Raw genomic sequence first — 18,498 nt, 5'->3', positions numbered from 1 at the left:
TTTTCACTTGAGAGAAATTAGTCTAGTTCAACCAACTTCTTCTCGTATTCTTTGTGTTGCTCAAGTACTTCTTGTGCTGCACCGCCAGTCAACTTACTTACGACAATAATCGCAATCGTTGAGAAGATGATGCCCGGTACGATTTCGTACACATCGAACCAACCACCTGATAGCTGTTTCCAAACCACGATAGTCACACCACCGATTAGGATACCTGCTAGTGCACCGTTACGGTTCATACCGCTCCAGTAAAGGCTAAGTACAACTGCCGGACCAAACGCAGCACCAAAGCCTGCCCATGCGTAAGATACAAGACCTAGAACAGAGCTGTCTGGTGTCATTGCTAGGAATAGCGCGATAAGAGAAATCACGATAACGCCAATACGACCAATCATCACGATTTCTTCAGACGTCGCATCCGGCTTAATCACTTGCTTGTAGAAATCTTCAGCTAAAGCAGATGAAGACACAAGAAGTTGTGAATCCGCAGTACTCATTACCGCAGCTAGGATTGCCGCCAATAGGATACCTGCAATCACTGGGTGGAATACCGTGTTCACCAATAGCATGAAGATTTTTTCGCCATCTTCTAGTTGCGTGCCTGGGTGACCCGTTACCCACACTAGACCAACAAGACCAACTAGCATTGCACCCGCCATAGAAAGCGCAGTCCAACCCACAGCGATACGACGCGCTGTTGTTAGGTCTTTGTTTGAACGAGAAGCTTTAAAACGCGCTAGGATGTGTGGCTGACCAAAGTAACCTAGCCCCCATGCTACCAACGAGATGATTGCGATAGCCGATAGAGGCTCGCCTTTCACGTCGTTCCATAGCGTTAATAGTTCTGGGTTAATGTTGTGCATGTCCGTCGCTAGTTGACCTAGACCACCGTCCATTACTGCAACGGGCACGATCATTAGTGCTGCCGCCATCAGTAGACCTTGCACCAAGTCCGTCCAAGATACCGCTAAGAAACCACCGAATAGCGTGTACGAAACCACACACACCGTGCCAATGATAACGGCAATGCTGTAATCCAAGCCGAATACGGTCTCAAACAATTTACCCCCTGCTACCAAGCCTGAGCTGGTATAGAAAAGGAAGAATAGAAGAATGAAGAACGCAGAGATTGTCTGAATCAGTTTCGACTTATCGTTAAAGCGACGCGACAGGAACTCAGGCAGCGTTAGCGCATCAGTTTGGATGCTGTAAGTACGTAGACGTTTTGCACTGATTAACCAGTTTAGCCATGTACCCACAAGCAGACCACCTGCTAGCCAGAACGCTTCAATACCTGCTGCATACGCATACCCCGGAAGACCAAGTAGCAACCAGCCACTCATGTCTGATGCGCCCGCAGAAAGTGCCGCTGGCCATGGACCAAGGCTACGACCACCTAGGAAGTAGTCAGATGAATTGGAAGTCCTCTTATACGCGTAAACGCCAATGGCAACCATAATTAGTAAATACGCCACAAAAGTGGTCGTGATAGCAAAGCTATTTTCTATCATTTGATAGTCCTCGTTATAATTATTTCCTTCCTTGCCCTCTTTGATATTTTGCCATCGCAGCAATACATCAAAGCAAGAGATACCAACCCAAATGAGCTCTACGACTCTTTGTGATTAGGTTGGCATCACAAGTCAGGTTAGTGGGAGTCGCTTCCCAACTCGAGTAGAGTCGCGTTACCGCCCACCGCTGTAATATTTATCGTTCGTGTACGCTCAGTAATAAAGCGCAACGATAGATGAGGATCATGAGTCAATGTCGGTGACTCTAAATCCGTTTCAGAAACTAAGCCGACGATAGCACCGTCACGCTTAGCCAGTTGCAGGTTAAGCGCATGCTCAACCTGTGAATGCCCAACATAACCCACACTACGTACGTCGCTGTCTAACAACGGGGAAGACGCATCGTACGCAACCACTTGGACTAAGTTAGATGGGAAGTTTGCTGACGCTACAGCCTGCTTAACCAATTGAGTAAGCTCTGTATTGTCACTGCAAATCACCACGCTGTTGCCTGCAATCAGAGCACAGGTGATCATTGCAAAGGTGCTGTACAGAGCGTTCTCGGTATTTGCTAGGTTGTTCTCACAAACGACCAAAGCCACACCGCGACCCGCTGCGTACAGCTCGTTAGTTTCGCCCGTAGGCCCCACTAACTGATGAGTTTCTGCCAACAGAGCAGACGCTTGCTGCAAGTGGTAAGACACCACTTTGCCCACCACGCTATGCTGCTCTTCAATCGCAGATTTAAATGCCAGCAAATGCTCACATTTGTAATCAAAATCGGTCAGATTCCACTGCTCCCACGCAGAGAATGCATCTTTAAAATACGTGATTTGATGAACCATAATGCGACTCCTTATGCTTTCTCTGCTTGAACAAGATGTTGTTGAGTGAAGCGGTATAGGTAGTGAGGACCACCTGCCTTCGGCCCCGTACCCGACAAGCCTTGACCACCGAATGGCTGAACGCCAACGACCGCACCAACCTGATCGCGGTTGATGTAGCAGTTACCCACACGAGCGTGTTTTTCAATCCAACGATAAGTGGTTTCGTTACGGCTGTGGATGCCCATTGTGAGACCAAAACCGGTTTGGTTGATTTGCTCAACCACGTTTGGCAACTCAGACGCTTTAAAGCGAACAATGTGCAAGATAGGACCAAATTGCTCTTCTTTCAGAACATCAATGCCCGAGATTTCGAATGCACTTGGCGACACAAAATCACCGTGCTGACACGCTTCATCCAATTGCAGCTGTGCAACTTTGGTTTGCGTGCTTGTCATGTGCTCTAGGTGAGCAAGGAGTTTATTTTTTGCATTGCTGTCGATAACCGGACCCACATCCGTTTTGTGTAGGTAAGGAATACCAACATGCAGTTCATTCATCGCACCTTGGATAAGGTTGATGATGCGATCCGCAACATCTTCTTGAACAAACAGGACACGCAGGGCAGAACAACGTTGACCTGCAGAAGCGAAAGCAGAACGAATCACGTCACGCACAACTTGCTCTGGCAGTGCCGTACTATCCACAATCATCGCGTTTTGACCGCCAGTTTCAGCGATAAACGGTACTGGCTTCGCGCTGCGCTCGGCAAGCGTCACGTTGATGCGCTGCGCCGTTGCTGTCGAACCAGTAAATGCCACGCCTGCAATCGCATCGTGAGACGTTAGTGCATGACCAATTTCACCACCACGACCTGGCAATAGCTGAATCACACCAGCCGGGAAACCAGCTTCTAACATCAATTCAATCGCACGCGCCGCAATTAAGCTGGTTTGCTCAGCAGGCTTAGCCACAACAGTGTTACCTGCCACCAATGCCGCTGTGACTTGGCCAAGGAAGATCGCCAGAGGGAAGTTCCATGGGCTGATACAAACGAACACGCCTAACCCTTCGCGGCTAGAAATGCGCTTCACGCCATCAAATCCTTCCAACTCGAACGCTTGAAGGTTTTGCGCTTGTTTCGCGTAGTAACGACAGAAGTCGACCGCTTCACGCACTTCATCAATGCTGTCATGAATCGTCTTGCCCGCCTCTTGATGACAAATCGCCACCAGCTCAGCAAGGTTGGCTTCCATTAGGTCAGCCAAAGTTTCTAAACACTGCGCTTTTTGTTCTATCGCGGTGCCTTTCCACTCAGGGAATGCAGCATCAGCCGCTTCGATTGCAGCGGAAACATGATCAAGGCTTGCGAAAGCCACCTGACCTACTTCGATACGGCGATCGTAAGGTGCGGTAATGATTTCAGCAGCACTTTCCTTGATCATGCTTTCGGCATGTTTTTCGCCGTTGATGATCGGACCCGCTGTCCACTTCTGTGTAAGGAAGCTTTCAACCTGCGCTTCAAACGGCTTCGCTTCGCTATCGATATCAACGTTGACACCGTATGAGTTTTTACGCTCCGGGAAAATGCCGGTTGGCATTGGAATTTGACCGTTGTGTAGCGTCTCAAAAGAGGTCAGCACATCAACAGGATGATGCGTCAGCTCTGAAATAGGACAACGCGCATCGACCAAACGGTGCACAAACGAACTGTTCGCGCCATTTTCTAGTAAGCGACGAACCAAGTAAGGCAGTAGATCCGCATGGCTACCAACTGGCGCGTAAATACGAACTGGCTGACCATAAGTGTCCATCACATGATTATAAAGCGAATCGCCCATACCATGCAGACGTTGGAATTCGTAATCTTTGTGTTCTGCCATTACAGCAATCGCAGTAACAGTGTGTGCGTTGTGGCTAGCAAACTGCGGGAAGATATTACCGCGCACGCCTTCACTTAGTAGGAAGCGCGCACACGCTAGGTAAGCAACATCCGTCGCTTCTTTGCGCGTGTAAACTGGGTAGTTCTCGTAACCTGCTTGTTGTGACCACTTGATTTCGCTGTCCCAGTACGCGCCTTTTACTAGACGAAGCGGGATCAAATCACCCTGCTCTTTCGCTAGACCGTTTAGCCATACCAATACAGGCAATGCACGTTTCGAGTAGGCTTGAACTACCAGACCAAACTTGCCCCAGCCTTTCAAAAGGTCGCTGCGATACAGTTTTTCAAACAGTTTTAGTGACAGCTCAAGACGGTCCGCTTCTTCTGCGTCAATCGTAATGGCAACATCCACTTCGATAGCGCGCTTGAGCAGTTGCGTTAAGGTGTCGTAAAGCTCTGTCATCACGCGTTCTTCATTCGCCACTTCGTAACGTGGGTGAAGTGCTGAAAGCTTGATAGAAACAGAAGGTGCAGGACTTGTATCGCTACCGTACGTTTCACGACCAACGGCTTCAATCGCCATTAGGTAGTCTTTGAAGTACTTGCTTGCGTCTGCCGTAGTCAGCGCCGCTTCACCCAACATATCAAATGAGTAAGTGAAACCTTTGTCGCGCATTGGGCGACCGTTTTTCTGCGCTTCTTCAATCGTACGACCACGTACAAACTGATGACCCATGATCTTCATTGCCTGATACATGGCTTTACGAATCACAGGCTCTGAGAATTTATTTACCAGACGGTTTACAGCCTGACCTGGGCTCTGGGTTTCTTGCTCACCAAGACCAATCACTTTACCCGTTAACATTAAGCCCCAAGTCGAAGCGTTAACGAAGACCGAATCAGAACTCTTAAGGTGAGATTTCCAGTCAGCAACGCTTAACTTATCTTTAATCAGAGCATCTGCCGTTGCAGAATCAGGAATACGCATCAAGGCTTCTGCAAGACACATCAGCAAGATACCTTCTTGGGTATCTAAACTGTATTCCAGCAGTAACGCATCAATCATCTGAATTGACTTCTTGTCCGCACGGATGGCTTCGATAAGCTGGGTTGTTTGGGTCGTGATTGCCGACTTTTCTTCCGCTGTCGGCGTTGCTAGTGGCAATAATTGCTCTAGCCATTGAGACTCGTCCACCATGTACAATGGCGAGATCAGTGACCACAACTTATCAAGCGGCTGCTCGATAAATTCCGGTGTTAACACGTTCGTTGCTGTAAACATGCGTTTTCCTCAATCTCTCTCCTCGAAAACCGCTTCGAGGATCATCAATGGCTGGCAGTGTATTTTGAGCCCGAGAAGAATACTTGTCAAAAACTCCGAGCTTTTTGCTAAAAACTCGCTTTTATAACAAAACATCTACATAGTCACACGCAATTACATAATATATTGTGTTGTAAAAATTCATCTTTGCATGTCATTTACAACAAAAAATGACGATTTTTCGAGAATTTTTATTTGAATAAGAAGGATTTAGATTGCTATTTTGCGAGGAATGGACAAAAAAGTGGAAAGTTATCGGGGAAATAAACAAAAAAGTTCAGCTTGGTGACAAAAATACATGCACAAAAAAACCGCGATCCATGCGCGGCTATTTCTCAATAAGCAATTTAATGAATAAAAATAGAAGCATAATATTAATGCTGTTTCTTATACTGGGAAGGTGACAATCCTTGTAAACGAGTAAAAGTATGCGTGAAAGTACTTTGGCTCGAGAAACCTGTAAACTCAGCAATCTGTCCAAGCGTTAAGTTACCTTGCTCAATCAAATCACGCGCCATATCGATGCGTTTACCTAGCACATACTGATGCGGTGTAATGCCCATCTGATCTTTAAACAAGCTGTGGAACTGGCTTTCGCCCAAGAACACACTCCCTGCCAACTGTGCCACACTGATTTTATGACTAAGATGCTGCTCGATATAGCGGTCAATCGCTTCCAAATCAAAGCGAGACTCTTTCCTAGACGTTTCAAATGCCGATATATGACGTTGCATCAGAGCAATCACAGTGTCATTACAAGCACGGCTAAGCAGTAAGTCGTCGGGATGATTGCGCATCTCTTGCACCAGCATCTGAATCAGCTTTTGGATTTGGCCATCCAACTGGAAATAAAGGTGAGATCGCTCTAGGTTATTGATTTTCTGAAGCATCTCTGGTTCGTCACTCGCTGGTTTTGGCATGTTGAGCACCAAAATATCAGACTGATGAATCACGCCACCGAAAGCATGATCAGAAGACGCCGTTACGATGCATCCTTGTCCAGGACCAACCAAGTTACCCTGTCCGCGGACTTCAAATTCTGCTTGTCCTTTCAAGCCGATCACAATCTGGGTATAAGCATGATCATGACAATCCATATAAGACGGAAGCGTGATCAGCTCTGCTGGCTTAGGCAGCATGATCTCTTTATATAGCGGGGCTTTCGGGTTATCTGAATCACTCATTTCGAACTGTCGTCTTTACACGGTCGGCTTACACCTTGGCATCATATACCTTCTCGGTTGGGTTGCAAATCTTCCCCAATTCAATCGCACAAGATCAAATCAACATGATCAAAGCACTCAACATGATCATAGTTCCGGAACGATGATCATGCGAGCGTAACCTACGGTCATTGCTCAACCAATTTTATTAACAAAAACCGAAAGATAGATAAATATCTATAATTTGGCCGCGCACAGGACGAAGATCCTCATTCCCTATGACTCACACTTCTGACGCTATATAGCCGAAATGACGATAAATTCATGGATAGCACGAATCTGGCAAGAGAAATAATCGCTTAAAAAGAAGATTTTTTCTTTAAAACAGTAGCATAGAGGGATTTCCCCCCTTTCGAATATGCCTCTAATTCAATACATTAGATCTCGAGCTTCGGAGGCATACGACCCGGAGCTCATCGGTATCTTATTGATACCTCTAATTTACTTAGCAGACCCTCGCTATGTAATTTAGAACCTCTTCTACACGTCGACAAGATTTATCTTGTGTTGCCAGCCCGTCTTCAGGCTGGCTTTTTTTTGTCTCAAGCCAATGAAAACAATGGCATAAACTGATAGTATGGCCGCACTTAATTCCATCCCAGTGTAATGAAACTCGAGGCTTCACCTCACGAACTCATATTCGCTCATTACACAAATCACGAAAGCATGATCAAGGTTAGTATCTGTAATACCAATCAATGTTATCTGTTGGGATAAGCCTGCTGGATCACATACCAAACGTATGTTGCTTCTTTGTTCAGCAGTATAATAAGCAGTAATAAGTGAGCCATCTTGTGAATATTCCAGTCAATGCCATAGAACAGTCGCTTCTCCGACAGCTACCGGGTTGTTGGGGATGTAAAGATAAAGACTCAGTATTCCGCTATGTAAACCAAGAATACGCGGAGCTTTTGGGGCATACTTCTCCCGACGAGTGCATAGGGAAAACCGATTTTGATATGGTGAGCCCAACGACCGAGTGTGCACTTGAGTTTCAACGTCAAGACCACTACGTAATTGAAAGTGGTGAATCTCTTAAGATTCTCGATATACACCCATACCCCGACGGCCGTTGGCGGGCGCACATTTTTACCAAAACACCTTGGCGCGATGATGACGGTAATATTGTCGGCACCATTTTTTATGGACGAGAGTTGACGGATACCGCAATCATAGAGGTTGGATATTGGGTATGCCGAGCAATCGGCGTACATAATGATGAAAAATCTATTTTCCGCTTCTCTAACCTAAAACCAGAGCCAGAAAAACTGACCAACAGAGAGCAAGAAACACTATTTTTGCTCCTGTATGGAAAGAAGCCTCAGTACATCTCTCAAGTAATGGGCATTTCAACTAAAACAGTAGAAGGCCACGTAGCACGCTTACGCACAAAATTTGAGGCAAACAGTAAAAATGAGTTGATTGATAAGGCAATGGAAGCTGGCTTCGGCTCAATCGTGCCTCAGACTCTCCTGAAAAGGCAACTCTCCGTAGTATTAAACGGAGAACGATAGACATTTAACCACAGCGAGCCATAACGTTTGGCTCGCTACTATTAGCACTTCACCTCTCCTCATCATTCCACTGTCGTTAGAGCTTTCGTGACTTCACACATACAAAATCTTAAATATGAAACAAAATATGGGATCGATATCACAATAGTTGTGGTATTATACCGCCCCGTTGCGTAATCGTAAGCAGTGGACACAACGCAGAGTCATACGCTGGATCGTTTGTAATTTCACTTTTTGAGAAACAGCTATACTCATTAAATGGCTTAGTTATTACATTAATAATAAGGTGATTAGCTTATGTGTAAATGTGGTTCAATGCAGATCGTACAAGTAAAACAAAGTTGGGCTGACAAGCTTTTCGGCTATTCAGAACGATGGAAATGCCAACTTTGTCGTAAGATCTTCCGCATCTAAAACGTTGCGAAACCAACAAACTACTTAAACCCTATATTAATAGGGTAGATAAAAGCAGTGGCCCGACAATGATTGTCGGGTTTTGTTTTTTCTAGTAATCCCCTAAAATCTCCCCCCATAAATCTATCACTTATTCGAAAGTTCCATTTCATGAACAAGAGCTTAATGACAAATATTCTGGCCCTAGCGTTAATGGGGGCTGGCTACCATATTCAAAATGATTACCTTTGGTTCGCGGGGCTGTTTGCGTTTTCTGGTGCAATTACAAACTGGTTAGCCATACACATGCTGTTTGAGAAAGTACCTGGATTATATGGTTCAGGCGTAATTCCCGCTCGTTTTGAAGAATTTAAATTCGCCATCAAACAATTAATGATGGAGCAATTCTTTACTGAAAAAAACATCGACCGATTCCTGAATCAGGAAATGTCAGGTGGGGTTAACATCGACTTAGAACCTGTCATTGAGAAAGTAGACTTCGAGCCTGCTTTTGACAAGCTTGTTGGCGTAATCGAAACTTCGTCATTCGGCGGTATGCTTGCAATGTTTGGCGGCTCAGAAGCACTTCAACCTTTAAAACAGCCGTTTGTTGAGAAAATGCAGGAGTCGATGGTTGAGCTCAGTCAGAGTGACACCATCAAACAAGCTTTAAAAGAACAGCTTGAATCACCAGCAATGATGGATGAAATTAAACAGAACATCGAGGGCATCATAGATCAACGCCTAAGTGAATTGACGCCAAAATTGGTAAAAGAAATCGTACAAAAGATGATTCGAGAGCACCTAGGCTGGCTTGTTGTTTGGGGCGGTGTTTTTGGTGGTCTAATTGGTATAGCCACCTCAGCTATTAGTGCTTAACCATTAAATGATTAGGGCCCTTACTCAGGGCCCTTTTTGATTTTAGCTGACTCGAAACTTAGTCCACACTTGTGAACGCCAACGCCTTGCCATAATGATCCCACGTACCCACTCATCAAGCGCCATCGCCATCCAAGCACCGAACACGCCGTAGCCCATATGAATACCGAAGACATAGGAAAATAACACCCCCAGTCCCCACATGCTTAAAATACCCATTTGTACCGGGAATTTGATATCACCAGCCCCCTTCAGTGCCGAAATGAAGATCAAATTAAACACGCGTCCCGCTTCCAGCAAGATAGACCCCAGAATCAAAGCACCGGTTAATGCCAAAATTTCTGGCTGATCGGTGAAGACGGTTAAAATTTCATCTCGGAACAGGTAAATCAACGTCGTCGCCGTTGTTGATGCGATAAAACCCACTAAAAAGTAAATTTGAACACGTTTTAGAATACTTGTTATCCAACCTTTACCGATGTAGTAACCAGTCTGAATCTGCGACGCCTGGCCAATGGCTAAGGCAAATGCAAAAGAGAAACGGGCGATATTTTGCGCATAAGTTAATGCCGCAAGTGATGATGTTCCCATCTGCACTACAAAATAAACGATGCAGATTTGCGCCATATTGTAAGACAAAACTTCACCAGCGTTCATGCCACCGATTTTCAAAATCTTCTTGTAAACGCCACCCGACACTTGTTTTAGCTTTGACATTGGCACGTCAATGCTACTTCGGGTCAGGATCACACCAAGCATCAATGTACCGATCACTTGGCTAACGACCGTCGCAACCGCAACCCCTTCGACTCCGTACACAGGTAGGCCAAACGGCTGATAAAGCGCAATGTAGTTACCGATGATGTTAAACACTCCAGAGATGAGGTTCACCACCATTGGTGATCGCGAATAACCGTGGCTCCGCAAAATCGTAGTAAAGACGATACCGATGGTCACGTTAAACGTCATTGCACCACTGATCAGTAAGTATTCTCGAGCGTACTGCTCAACTTGGGCTTCTAAGCCGTAGTATGGCAAGAAGAACACCGCCCCAATCACAGCCAGCACACTCAAGAATACGCCGACAAGCACGGATAAAGCGATACTTGCAACACCCACATCAACGGAGTCTTTCTCGCGTCCTGCACCATTATATTGCGCAATCAGAATCCCCGTACCACTGCTTACAAAGGTGGATACAATGATTAGGAAAAATGTTAATTGTGTGATTACCCCAACGGCGGATACCGCTTTGTCTGAGTAACCACTCAACATAAATACATCGCTGGTTCCTAAAGCCGTCCGTAGCAAAATTTCCACAAGTATTGGCCAAGCTAATGCCACAATGGACATACGCTGGTTGATATTCTGGCTTTTAGGCATGTGTTTGACCTTTCCTAAAACTAAAAACTGCCCCACAGAGAACTGTGAAGCAGTTTGAGTTATCGACTAATTTTGTGCGCGGATTGTATAACTTTTGAACGCAAAGTCACGTTACTTTTAGGGGTATTTACAAGAAACATTCCCCACCATTTACCCAGCAACAACAAAACCATAAGCTTACGCTATCATTCATTATTTACTGCTTGATTATTTTGATTTTTTCCAGCTCTAAACCCGGCTTAACAAAGTCGATATCTAGGGTGTAGAACCCAGGATTCAACTTCACCTTCAAACCTTCTACAGTAATCAGTTCACCATCCGTGCCATGCATTGGTAACGTCATACTAAAGTCTCCATTGAGGAATAGACTGCAAGAAGATTGTGCCAGAGAGTCACGCTCGTATTTCATCATGCCATTGAACTGGTATACACCTTCCTCGCCAACCTGAAGCACAACCGAAGCGTTCACTTTCGTATTCAAGGTAATTTCCTGTTCAACGAAATGCGCTTCTTCACTCGGTTGCTCAGTTTGTGCAACAAAGGTTTTGATTGGTTCGTAAGCTTTCAGTGGTCGTTCCATAACTGGAGCGGCCATGATGAAGCGACAGATATTCATCGCAGAGCGTTGCAACTCACCAATGGTTAGTGTGCCGTTTTCTAGCGCTTGTAACGTGTCATCGCCCATCGCATTGCTCTCTGCACCATCATTCTCGACCACCATGTAAAGATCGTTTTGTGCACGCACCATAAATGAAGTAAAGGTTTTACTCTCTTCACCCGCTTCGATTGGGTCATTCATCTTCGCCCACCAATCCGTCATCACAATGCCGGTGTAGCCCCACTCATTACGCAGAATAGTGGTGTTTAAGTCGTAGTTGGATGCCGCCCAATGCCCATTCACTGGGTTGTAAGACGTCATGATGGTGGTCGCATTACCTTGCTTCACTGCCATCTCAAACGGCTTGATATGGATTTCACGCAGTGCACGCTCAGACATGATGCTGTCCACATCCACACGAGCGGTTTCCTGATCGTTCGCCGCATAGTGTTTGATGGTGCCCGATACGCCTGCTTTGCTTAAACCACGAGTCTGCGCTGCCGCCATTACGCCCGTCATAAACGGATCTTCAGAGAAGTACTCGAAGTTACGTCCATTCAAAGGGTGACGATGAATATTGATGCCAGGGCCAAGCAAGGTATCAATGTGGTTGGCACGCAACTCTTCACCAATCAGGAAGAAAAGCTCTTCGTTTAGAGCAGAGTTCCAAGTACAACCAAGCAAAGTGCCAATTGGTACCTGCGTTGCCTTGTGTCCACTGTCCATACGAATACCTGACGGGCCATCTGCTGCCGCTGCCGTTGGAATACCAAGTTCAAACAGGCTGTCCGACACACCACCAAACGCGGCAGCTGTTCCCGGCGTCACTTTCGGACTGCACATACCTTCACCACGAACGATAGTGGCAAGTTGCTCCGATGACATCTGCGCGACAAAGTCCTCTAGGCTCGCTTTGCCTTGTTTCACGTCCATCAACTTAATGCCTTGGTTGCCGGTCAGTTTGAACGTGCGAGGCATATTAGCTTGGATACGCTCAGCTAAAGAAACGCTGCGTTGTGGCGTCATTTCATGGCTCATCGCATACGTGCCATTGTCGCTCTTTTGTGCAGGCTTCATGCGTTCAAATTCATGGATTGGCGCGCAAGCTTCACTCAATACTTCAACGACTAATGTGTCATCCAATTGGAACGTCGCCGCAACTGGCTTAGCGTGACGTACACTTTCACCGATACAGAACTGGTAGCAACCCGCTTCCAGCACATAACAGCTGCGATGTCCGGTCGCGCCGCTGTCATCGTAAGAAGCTAGCGAAGCAACAGGTACTGAGATACGAACCAACTCACTCGCGCCAGGCTTAAGTGTTTCTGTTTTAGCAAAGCCCGCCAACACGCGAGCAGGTTTACCTAGCTTGCCTTGGGGCGCTTCAACATAAAGCTGCACCACTTCTTTGGCGGCAAATTCAGAGCCAACGTTGCTCACTTCAACATCAAAGTGCAGCACAGCATCTGCGCCTTGCCCTTCGGTTGTGAACTCGACCAAATCACGGCTGAAATCGGTGTACGATAGGCCAGCACCAAACTCAAACTGCACCACTTCAGGATTGAAGGTTTCAAAGTAACGGTATCCCACGTAGATATCTTCAACGTAGATGTTGCAGTCTTTACGCCCAAAGTTCGCCGATGATGGGTAGTCGGCAAGATCATAAGCAATCGAGTCGGTCAAACGTCCACTTGGCGATTGCTCGCCAGAAACGATATCTGCCAAACCATGACCGCCTTCCATACCCGCAGCCCAGCTGTAGAGCACACCTTTGATGGATTGATTGCCTTCGATAGTGTTTAACCACGCCATGTCCATGATGTTGGTGACGTTCATCACTACGATCACGTCGTTGAAGTGGCGATTGACCTTAGCGATCATGTCCGCTTCTTCTGCAGTTAAACGGTAGCTGCCCGGCTCGTCGGCGTTGTCTTGGTCTTCACCAGCGGTACGACCAATAAACACCATGGCTTTGTTGGAACTGGATGCCGCTTTGGCCACAAGTTCATCAGTCAGTGGCATTTCCTGCTGGAACCAAGGTTCCGCCGCCCAACCACCGCCGCCATCGTCAAATGGGTGCTCTGCAATCCAATCTTGATAGACCGCGACCAACTCTTCATTCAAATGAACCTTTGCATTAGCGCGCAACCCGTCTAGCGCACAGATCGCGTAAGGCACATTCACTGCCCCGCCCGAACCTGTGCCGCTGCGGTGCGTATCAATTTGGCAGCGACCAAACAGAGAAAGAGTATCTTGCGCGATCAGAGGTAAAACCGCGTCATTATTTCTGAGAAGTACAATCCCTTCAGCTGCCGCTTGTCGGCTTACAGGGACGAGGTTCTTTTGCGCTTGGCTAATTTGTTTATTGTTCATACACAACCCACAACCGTTCATTTTTATTTCGTATTTCAGCGCGCTGAATGACAACGGGTCATTAAAGTCGCGCAATTCGTTATTGGCATCGTGCTTTTCACCAGCTAAACAGGCATTGAAGGCAAGTTAAAAAACGTCGCCAGCCCAGCAAAAACGGGCAAAATACGTCGATGAAAATTCGTTTTTCTAAGTGGAAATAGTATGCTGACCGGATGCGCCATTCTACCAAAATGGCGACAGTAAAAAGGAATATCGCGACATGAGCATCATCTACCAACTCAAAGCACATCAGAAGCACAGTCATCTCAAGTTTGCCTACGTCGACGGACATCACCATTGTGATTTTGCCGCCCACAAACATGACTTTTCTGAACTGTTTTTGGTGGTCAGTGGCAGCGGTAAACACACGGTCGCGGAATACGAATACCCGCTACACAAAGGTGATGTATTTGTGATTAATGGCGACATCGAGCATGGCTTTCGAGACGTAAACAAACTCAAGATCATTAACTTGATGTTTGACTCCAACACGCCGTTTTTTGAAATCCCTTCCATGCGCCAGTTGTCCGGCTACCAAGCCATGTTCAAGGTCGAACCAATCGCGAGACAAACCACCGAGTACAAAGCCAAACTAACCCTCGACCGTCAGCAATTGCCAGAAATCGAGCGCCTGTTATCGGTTTTAAAAACGGAATATGAAGCCTCGCAGCCTGGGTTTGAAGTCATGCTAACCAGCTTAATGCAGCAGTTGGTGATTGCTCTTTCCCGAATGTATCAAGACCAGAGCCAAGAGTTGCCACAAACCACACTTGCACTCAGCCGAGCCTTGGTATTTATTGAGCAGCATTTCAGTGATGTCGGCGTAAACAGCGATGCAATTGCGAAAGCAGCCTTCATCAGTAAACGTCAGTTAGAAAGGCTGTTTCGCCGGTTTTTAGATACATCACCGAACCAGTATTTGCGTGATGTACAGTTGAACTACGCGACAAAGTTATTGTGTGAAGAGAACGAGCGCTCGGTACAGCACATCGCCGAACAGTGTGGATTTTCGGACAGCAACTATTTCTCGAAATGCTTTAAACAGAAGTTTCAGCACAGTCCGAGAAGTTACCGCAAAGAACATTTCTTACTGGCATAAAAAAAGCCGCTATGCCAGCGGCTATGAATGGGTAACCATTCACTGCAATATAATCGAGCTCCCCCATAACATGCCCAAGTCGATTCAAGATAGTATGTTGCAAATCGTTTCTCGGCTCGGGCATTACCTCTCGCATATTGCCAATGGAGTGAGCGCGGCCCCCCAAGAGCCGCACTTGAGTTAAGAATCCACGTATTGGCTTACCACCACGCCTCGAACATGGCACCTACTGTCACAGTATCCACGTCTGATGAAATCTTCTCACCTGTTACTGAGTCAAAACCTGTGTACTCGTTGTCTGCATTACCCACTGTCGCGTAGAAACGCAGCATTGGTCGAGACCAAGTTTCAGGACCGATCGCCATGTTTTGCGATAGCGTCATTTTCCAAGAGCTGTTGGTTGCGTCGATATCATCGTAATCCACCACGCTGTAGCCCGCTTCTAGCCACGTAGAGTGGATATCATTCCATTGGTAAGTTGGACGAACAATCGCGTTGTAGTTTACGCGGCTTTCATCACTTTCCACTTCAAGCGCTTGGTAAGCAGCTAAGTATTGAATGCCCGCTTTGTCAGTCAATGAAGTGCTACCATCAAAGCTGACTAGAGTTGCTGTTTGGCCGTCAGCTAGGTCAAACACACTGTCTTTTGCGTTATCAGAGTAACGAACAATCACACGTTGGCCCGACATCGATAGCTCACCCGCGACTTGGTATGCCGTTACATCGCCAACATCTTCGCCATCCAATTTCTCAGAAGCAAAACCATAGTTGGCGTATAGGCTTAAATTCGCAGACTCGCCCAGTTTGATGCTGTGAAGTTTACTTGTGATTGCGTAGCGACCATTGTCACCTACCATGTCGCCTTCAACTTGAGCTACCGCACCGAAGTCCAGCATCGCACCACCAAGGTTTAGGTTATAGAAACCCGCACCTTGACCATCGTGCATCATCCAAAAGTAGTCGTTCAAATCGGTTTGTGGACGTTGATGGAAGTCACGACCTGCCCAAACATAAAGATCTGGCTGAGATTCGAATAGGTTTGTCGCACCAGCGTACATCTTCTTCACGTTTACGCCGCCATCGTCAGCCCATGAAGCATCTGCCCAGTGATCCAACATAAACACGAGATCCCAGATTGCACCACCATCACTCTTGAAGGCACGAGCTAACTGGAATTCACCGCCGTTTTGTTCATTACCTAAACGACCTGTTGCGTTTGAGTTCAATGCGCCAGCCGTGCCCACTGTCAGAGCATCACTGCCTTGGTAGCCCGCGCCGTAACGTGCGTAACCAGAGAATACGATGCCTAATGGCACTTCCGTTTCTGGTGTTAATACAGCAGGTTGTTGATCGTAGACGTAGCCAGTTTCAATTCTTGTTTCCAATTCTTGAATGCGTTTTTCAAGCGCTTCAATCTCAGAATCAGCAGCAAAAGAAGGTAGAGAAGCAAACGAAGCAGCCACTGCTAGGGTAAGAGGTAAAACCTTAAAGTTTTTCATGATAACTCCATCATTATTATATTTTGCATTTCCAAGAAAGCGCTTTCTTAATGAAGCAAAATTTTTTGCCAGAAATGAGCAAATTGAGCTGATGTTTGAGGAAAAAAGACAGAAATCCCCCAAATATCAGCAAAACGGCTATTCCCTAGCGCTTTTGACGGCATTATATGGACAAAAAGCGAGCTAAAAAGTGATCACACTCACCAAGAAAGCGTTTTCTTAGTGTATGGATCACATCATTGATACATTTGATCATTAGTTTGAGTGATTGATCATACAAGCAGCTCAAAAAGCTCATTAACGGATAATGAGCCTGCATTCATAGCACCAGCTCGATGCCGATTTTCAGGATGCAACAATGTGAATATCACACCGTTCTAAAGCTCTATCGATGCTCTAGAACCCATGTAAAAAAGGGCCTTCCACTATTTCAGTGCTAAAATCCATCAAAGCTAAGTCGCCCTTAAAGGACGCGCCTGAAACAATCACACTCCTCAAAGCAAAGCCCCTGTAACACATTCTAAAAAGCTCACTACAATACGTCTAAAAGCATAGGCCTTGGTGTTGAAATGCTGCTTTGACATGAGATTTAGGAAAGCGCTTTCTTGAGGTTAAGTATAAAAAGGGAGATAATTCAATAAACAGAATTTGTAAAATCTCGTTATTGCTTCATAAGCTGATGAAAATTAGAGAATAAGATCACATTCGCTTTTGCTTCTGTCCTTTACTCTCTTTGTTTATGGGCTGATGAGTCTTAATGTTATTGAAAGCACTTTCGAACTTTCAGATGCGAGTGATTTCACGTGCGCATTTTCGTTGAATTTATACACCAATGGATCTCGCTTGGTAGACCAGAGCGCGACCAAGTCGACAAATGTGATGCCTTCTCTATGACGAATAGAAAACGGCGAGTAACATAGTTCGATAATTAGAATGGATAAGGTACTTCCCATTGATCACGATTAAAGAAGTCTCTGAGCTGGCAAAAGTTTCTCAATCTACTGTCTCACGAGCGCTAAACGGCCATCCGACAGTCAAAGAAGCCAACCGTAAAAAGGTATTTGATGCGATTGAAAAGCTGGGCTACAAGCCGAATGCGTTTGCTCAAGCCTTGGCGTCTAGCCGTTCAAACAGTATCGGGATGTTGGTTGGTTCTTTAGATGGTCCTTTCTACGGCCCTTTAATGCATAACGCAGAAAACACCGTACGCGAAAGCAATAACCATCTGATCGTGACCAGCGGCTTAGAGTCCCATTCACGTGAAATCGATTCGATTAACTTCCTACGCTCTAAGCAAGTCGACGGTTTGATCATTCACTCAGACATGCTGTCAGACGATGAATTGATTGAAGTTATTGAGAAGACACCATCAACCATCGTGCTCAACCGTTACATTCCTGAGGTTGCAGATAAGTGCATCTTTATCGATAACGAATTGGGCGGCTACTTAGCAACAAAACACATGCTTGAAAATGGCCACACCAAAGTGGCTTGTATCACAGGTCAGTTAAGCAAAATTGATAGCCGAGATCGCTTACAGGGTTATCGAAATGCTCTTAGTGAACATGGCATTGCGTACGACAGCAACTTAATTGTCGAAGGTCGTTTTGACCATGAAGACCGTGGTTTAAATCATACCTGTGCACGTCGATTGCTTGACCGCGATCCTGAAATTACCGCCATCTTCTGCCATAACGACAATATCGCACTCGCGGTGTATGACGTCGCGTACGAACGTGGTTTAGAGATTGGGAAGGACATTTCTGTTGTCGGCTTCGATAACGACAGCCATAGCCAACATATTCGTCCAAAACTGACCACGGTAAACTTCCCAGTACGAGAAATGGGCCGTGAGGCCGCTCAAGGGGTAATTGCTTTAGTACATAAACAAGAGCGCCCACTTAAGCATAAACTGACACCAGAGTTAATCGTGCGAGAGTCCGTCGGAAAACGATGATCT

Annotated in this window: 12 protein-coding genes; 5 read left to right on the top strand and 7 right to left on the bottom strand. The window is 46.1% G+C overall.

The window, feature by feature from the left end; all coding sequences use genetic code 11:
* Positions 1–17: 17 nt before the first annotated feature.
* The 4 genes from putP to J4N37_RS20960 all read right to left on the bottom strand — a co-directional run bounded on the left by putP (position 18) and on the right by J4N37_RS20960 (position 6,722).
* Complete coding sequence (putP, locus tag J4N37_RS20975) at positions 18–1,511, bottom strand: sodium/proline symporter PutP (protein ID WP_038887026.1); 1,494 nt, start codon at positions 1,509–1,511, stop codon at positions 18–20.
* Between the two features lie 137 nt (positions 1,512–1,648).
* Positions 1,649–2,356 carry a 1-pyrroline-5-carboxylate dehydrogenase gene (locus tag J4N37_RS20970; RefSeq protein ID WP_009706663.1) on the bottom strand — a complete coding sequence of 236 codons (708 nt, stop codon included), beginning with the start codon at positions 2,354–2,356 and terminating at the stop codon, positions 1,649–1,651.
* A gap of 11 nt (positions 2,357–2,367) precedes the next feature.
* A complete protein-coding gene (gene putA / locus J4N37_RS20965) occupies positions 2,368–5,499 on the bottom strand; it encodes a bifunctional proline dehydrogenase/L-glutamate gamma-semialdehyde dehydrogenase PutA (protein ID WP_252042194.1) in 3,132 nt (1,043 codons plus the stop codon).
* A gap of 413 nt (positions 5,500–5,912) precedes the next feature.
* Complete coding sequence (locus J4N37_RS20960; protein WP_071235806.1) at positions 5,913–6,722, bottom strand: AraC family transcriptional regulator; 810 nt, start codon at positions 6,720–6,722, stop codon at positions 5,913–5,915.
* Positions 6,723–7,555: 833 nt separating this feature from the next.
* Between J4N37_RS20960 and J4N37_RS20955 the strand changes: the two genes are divergently transcribed.
* Both J4N37_RS20955 and J4N37_RS20950 read left to right on the top strand, forming a co-directional pair.
* Entirely contained in the window at positions 7,556–8,275 is a 720-nt protein-coding gene (locus J4N37_RS20955; protein WP_038887021.1) for a helix-turn-helix transcriptional regulator, read from the top strand.
* A gap of 564 nt (positions 8,276–8,839) precedes the next feature.
* The gene (locus J4N37_RS20950; RefSeq protein WP_010453508.1) at positions 8,840–9,547 is read left to right on the top strand and encodes a DUF445 family protein; all 708 of its coding nucleotides are present in this window, start codon (positions 8,840–8,842) and stop codon (positions 9,545–9,547) included.
* 42 nt (positions 9,548–9,589) lie between these two features.
* On the opposite strand, the gene J4N37_RS20945 is transcribed toward J4N37_RS20950, so the two are convergent.
* Both J4N37_RS20945 and J4N37_RS20940 read right to left on the bottom strand, forming a co-directional pair.
* Positions 9,590–10,930, bottom strand: coding sequence for an MATE family efflux transporter (locus J4N37_RS20945; protein ID WP_252042193.1), 1,341 nt, complete (start codon positions 10,928–10,930; stop codon positions 9,590–9,592).
* A gap of 196 nt (positions 10,931–11,126) precedes the next feature.
* Entirely contained in the window at positions 11,127–13,901 is a 2,775-nt protein-coding gene (locus tag J4N37_RS20940) for a glycoside hydrolase family 3 protein (RefSeq protein WP_252042192.1), read from the bottom strand.
* 259 nt (positions 13,902–14,160) lie between these two features.
* On the opposite strand from J4N37_RS20940, the gene J4N37_RS20935 reads away from it, so the two are divergent.
* Complete coding sequence (locus J4N37_RS20935; RefSeq protein ID WP_252042190.1) at positions 14,161–15,039, top strand: helix-turn-helix domain-containing protein; 879 nt, start codon at positions 14,161–14,163, stop codon at positions 15,037–15,039.
* 200 nt (positions 15,040–15,239) lie between these two features.
* On the opposite strand, the gene J4N37_RS20930 is transcribed toward J4N37_RS20935, so the two are convergent.
* Positions 15,240–16,538: a carbohydrate porin gene (locus tag J4N37_RS20930; protein ID WP_240306045.1), complete on the bottom strand. Its 1,299-nt coding sequence runs from the start codon at positions 16,536–16,538 to the stop codon at positions 15,240–15,242.
* On the opposite strand from J4N37_RS20930, the gene J4N37_RS20925 reads away from it, so the two are divergent.
* Both J4N37_RS20925 and J4N37_RS20920 read left to right on the top strand, forming a co-directional pair.
* A complete protein-coding gene (locus tag J4N37_RS20925; RefSeq protein WP_045392203.1) occupies positions 16,537–16,725 on the top strand; it encodes a hypothetical protein in 189 nt (62 codons plus the stop codon). The two genes, J4N37_RS20930 and J4N37_RS20925, sit on opposite strands and share 2 nt — an antisense overlap.
* Before the next feature lie 765 nt (positions 16,726–17,490).
* Complete coding sequence (locus J4N37_RS20920; RefSeq protein ID WP_050919652.1) at positions 17,491–18,495, top strand: LacI family DNA-binding transcriptional regulator; 1,005 nt, start codon at positions 17,491–17,493, stop codon at positions 18,493–18,495.
* Positions 18,496–18,498 lie beyond the last annotated feature (3 nt).

This window comes from Vibrio sp. SCSIO 43153 (genome assembly GCF_023716625.1).
Taxonomy (GTDB): domain Bacteria; phylum Pseudomonadota; class Gammaproteobacteria; order Enterobacterales; family Vibrionaceae; genus Vibrio; species Vibrio rotiferianus.
This window is presented reverse-complemented; position numbering and strand designations above follow the sequence as displayed.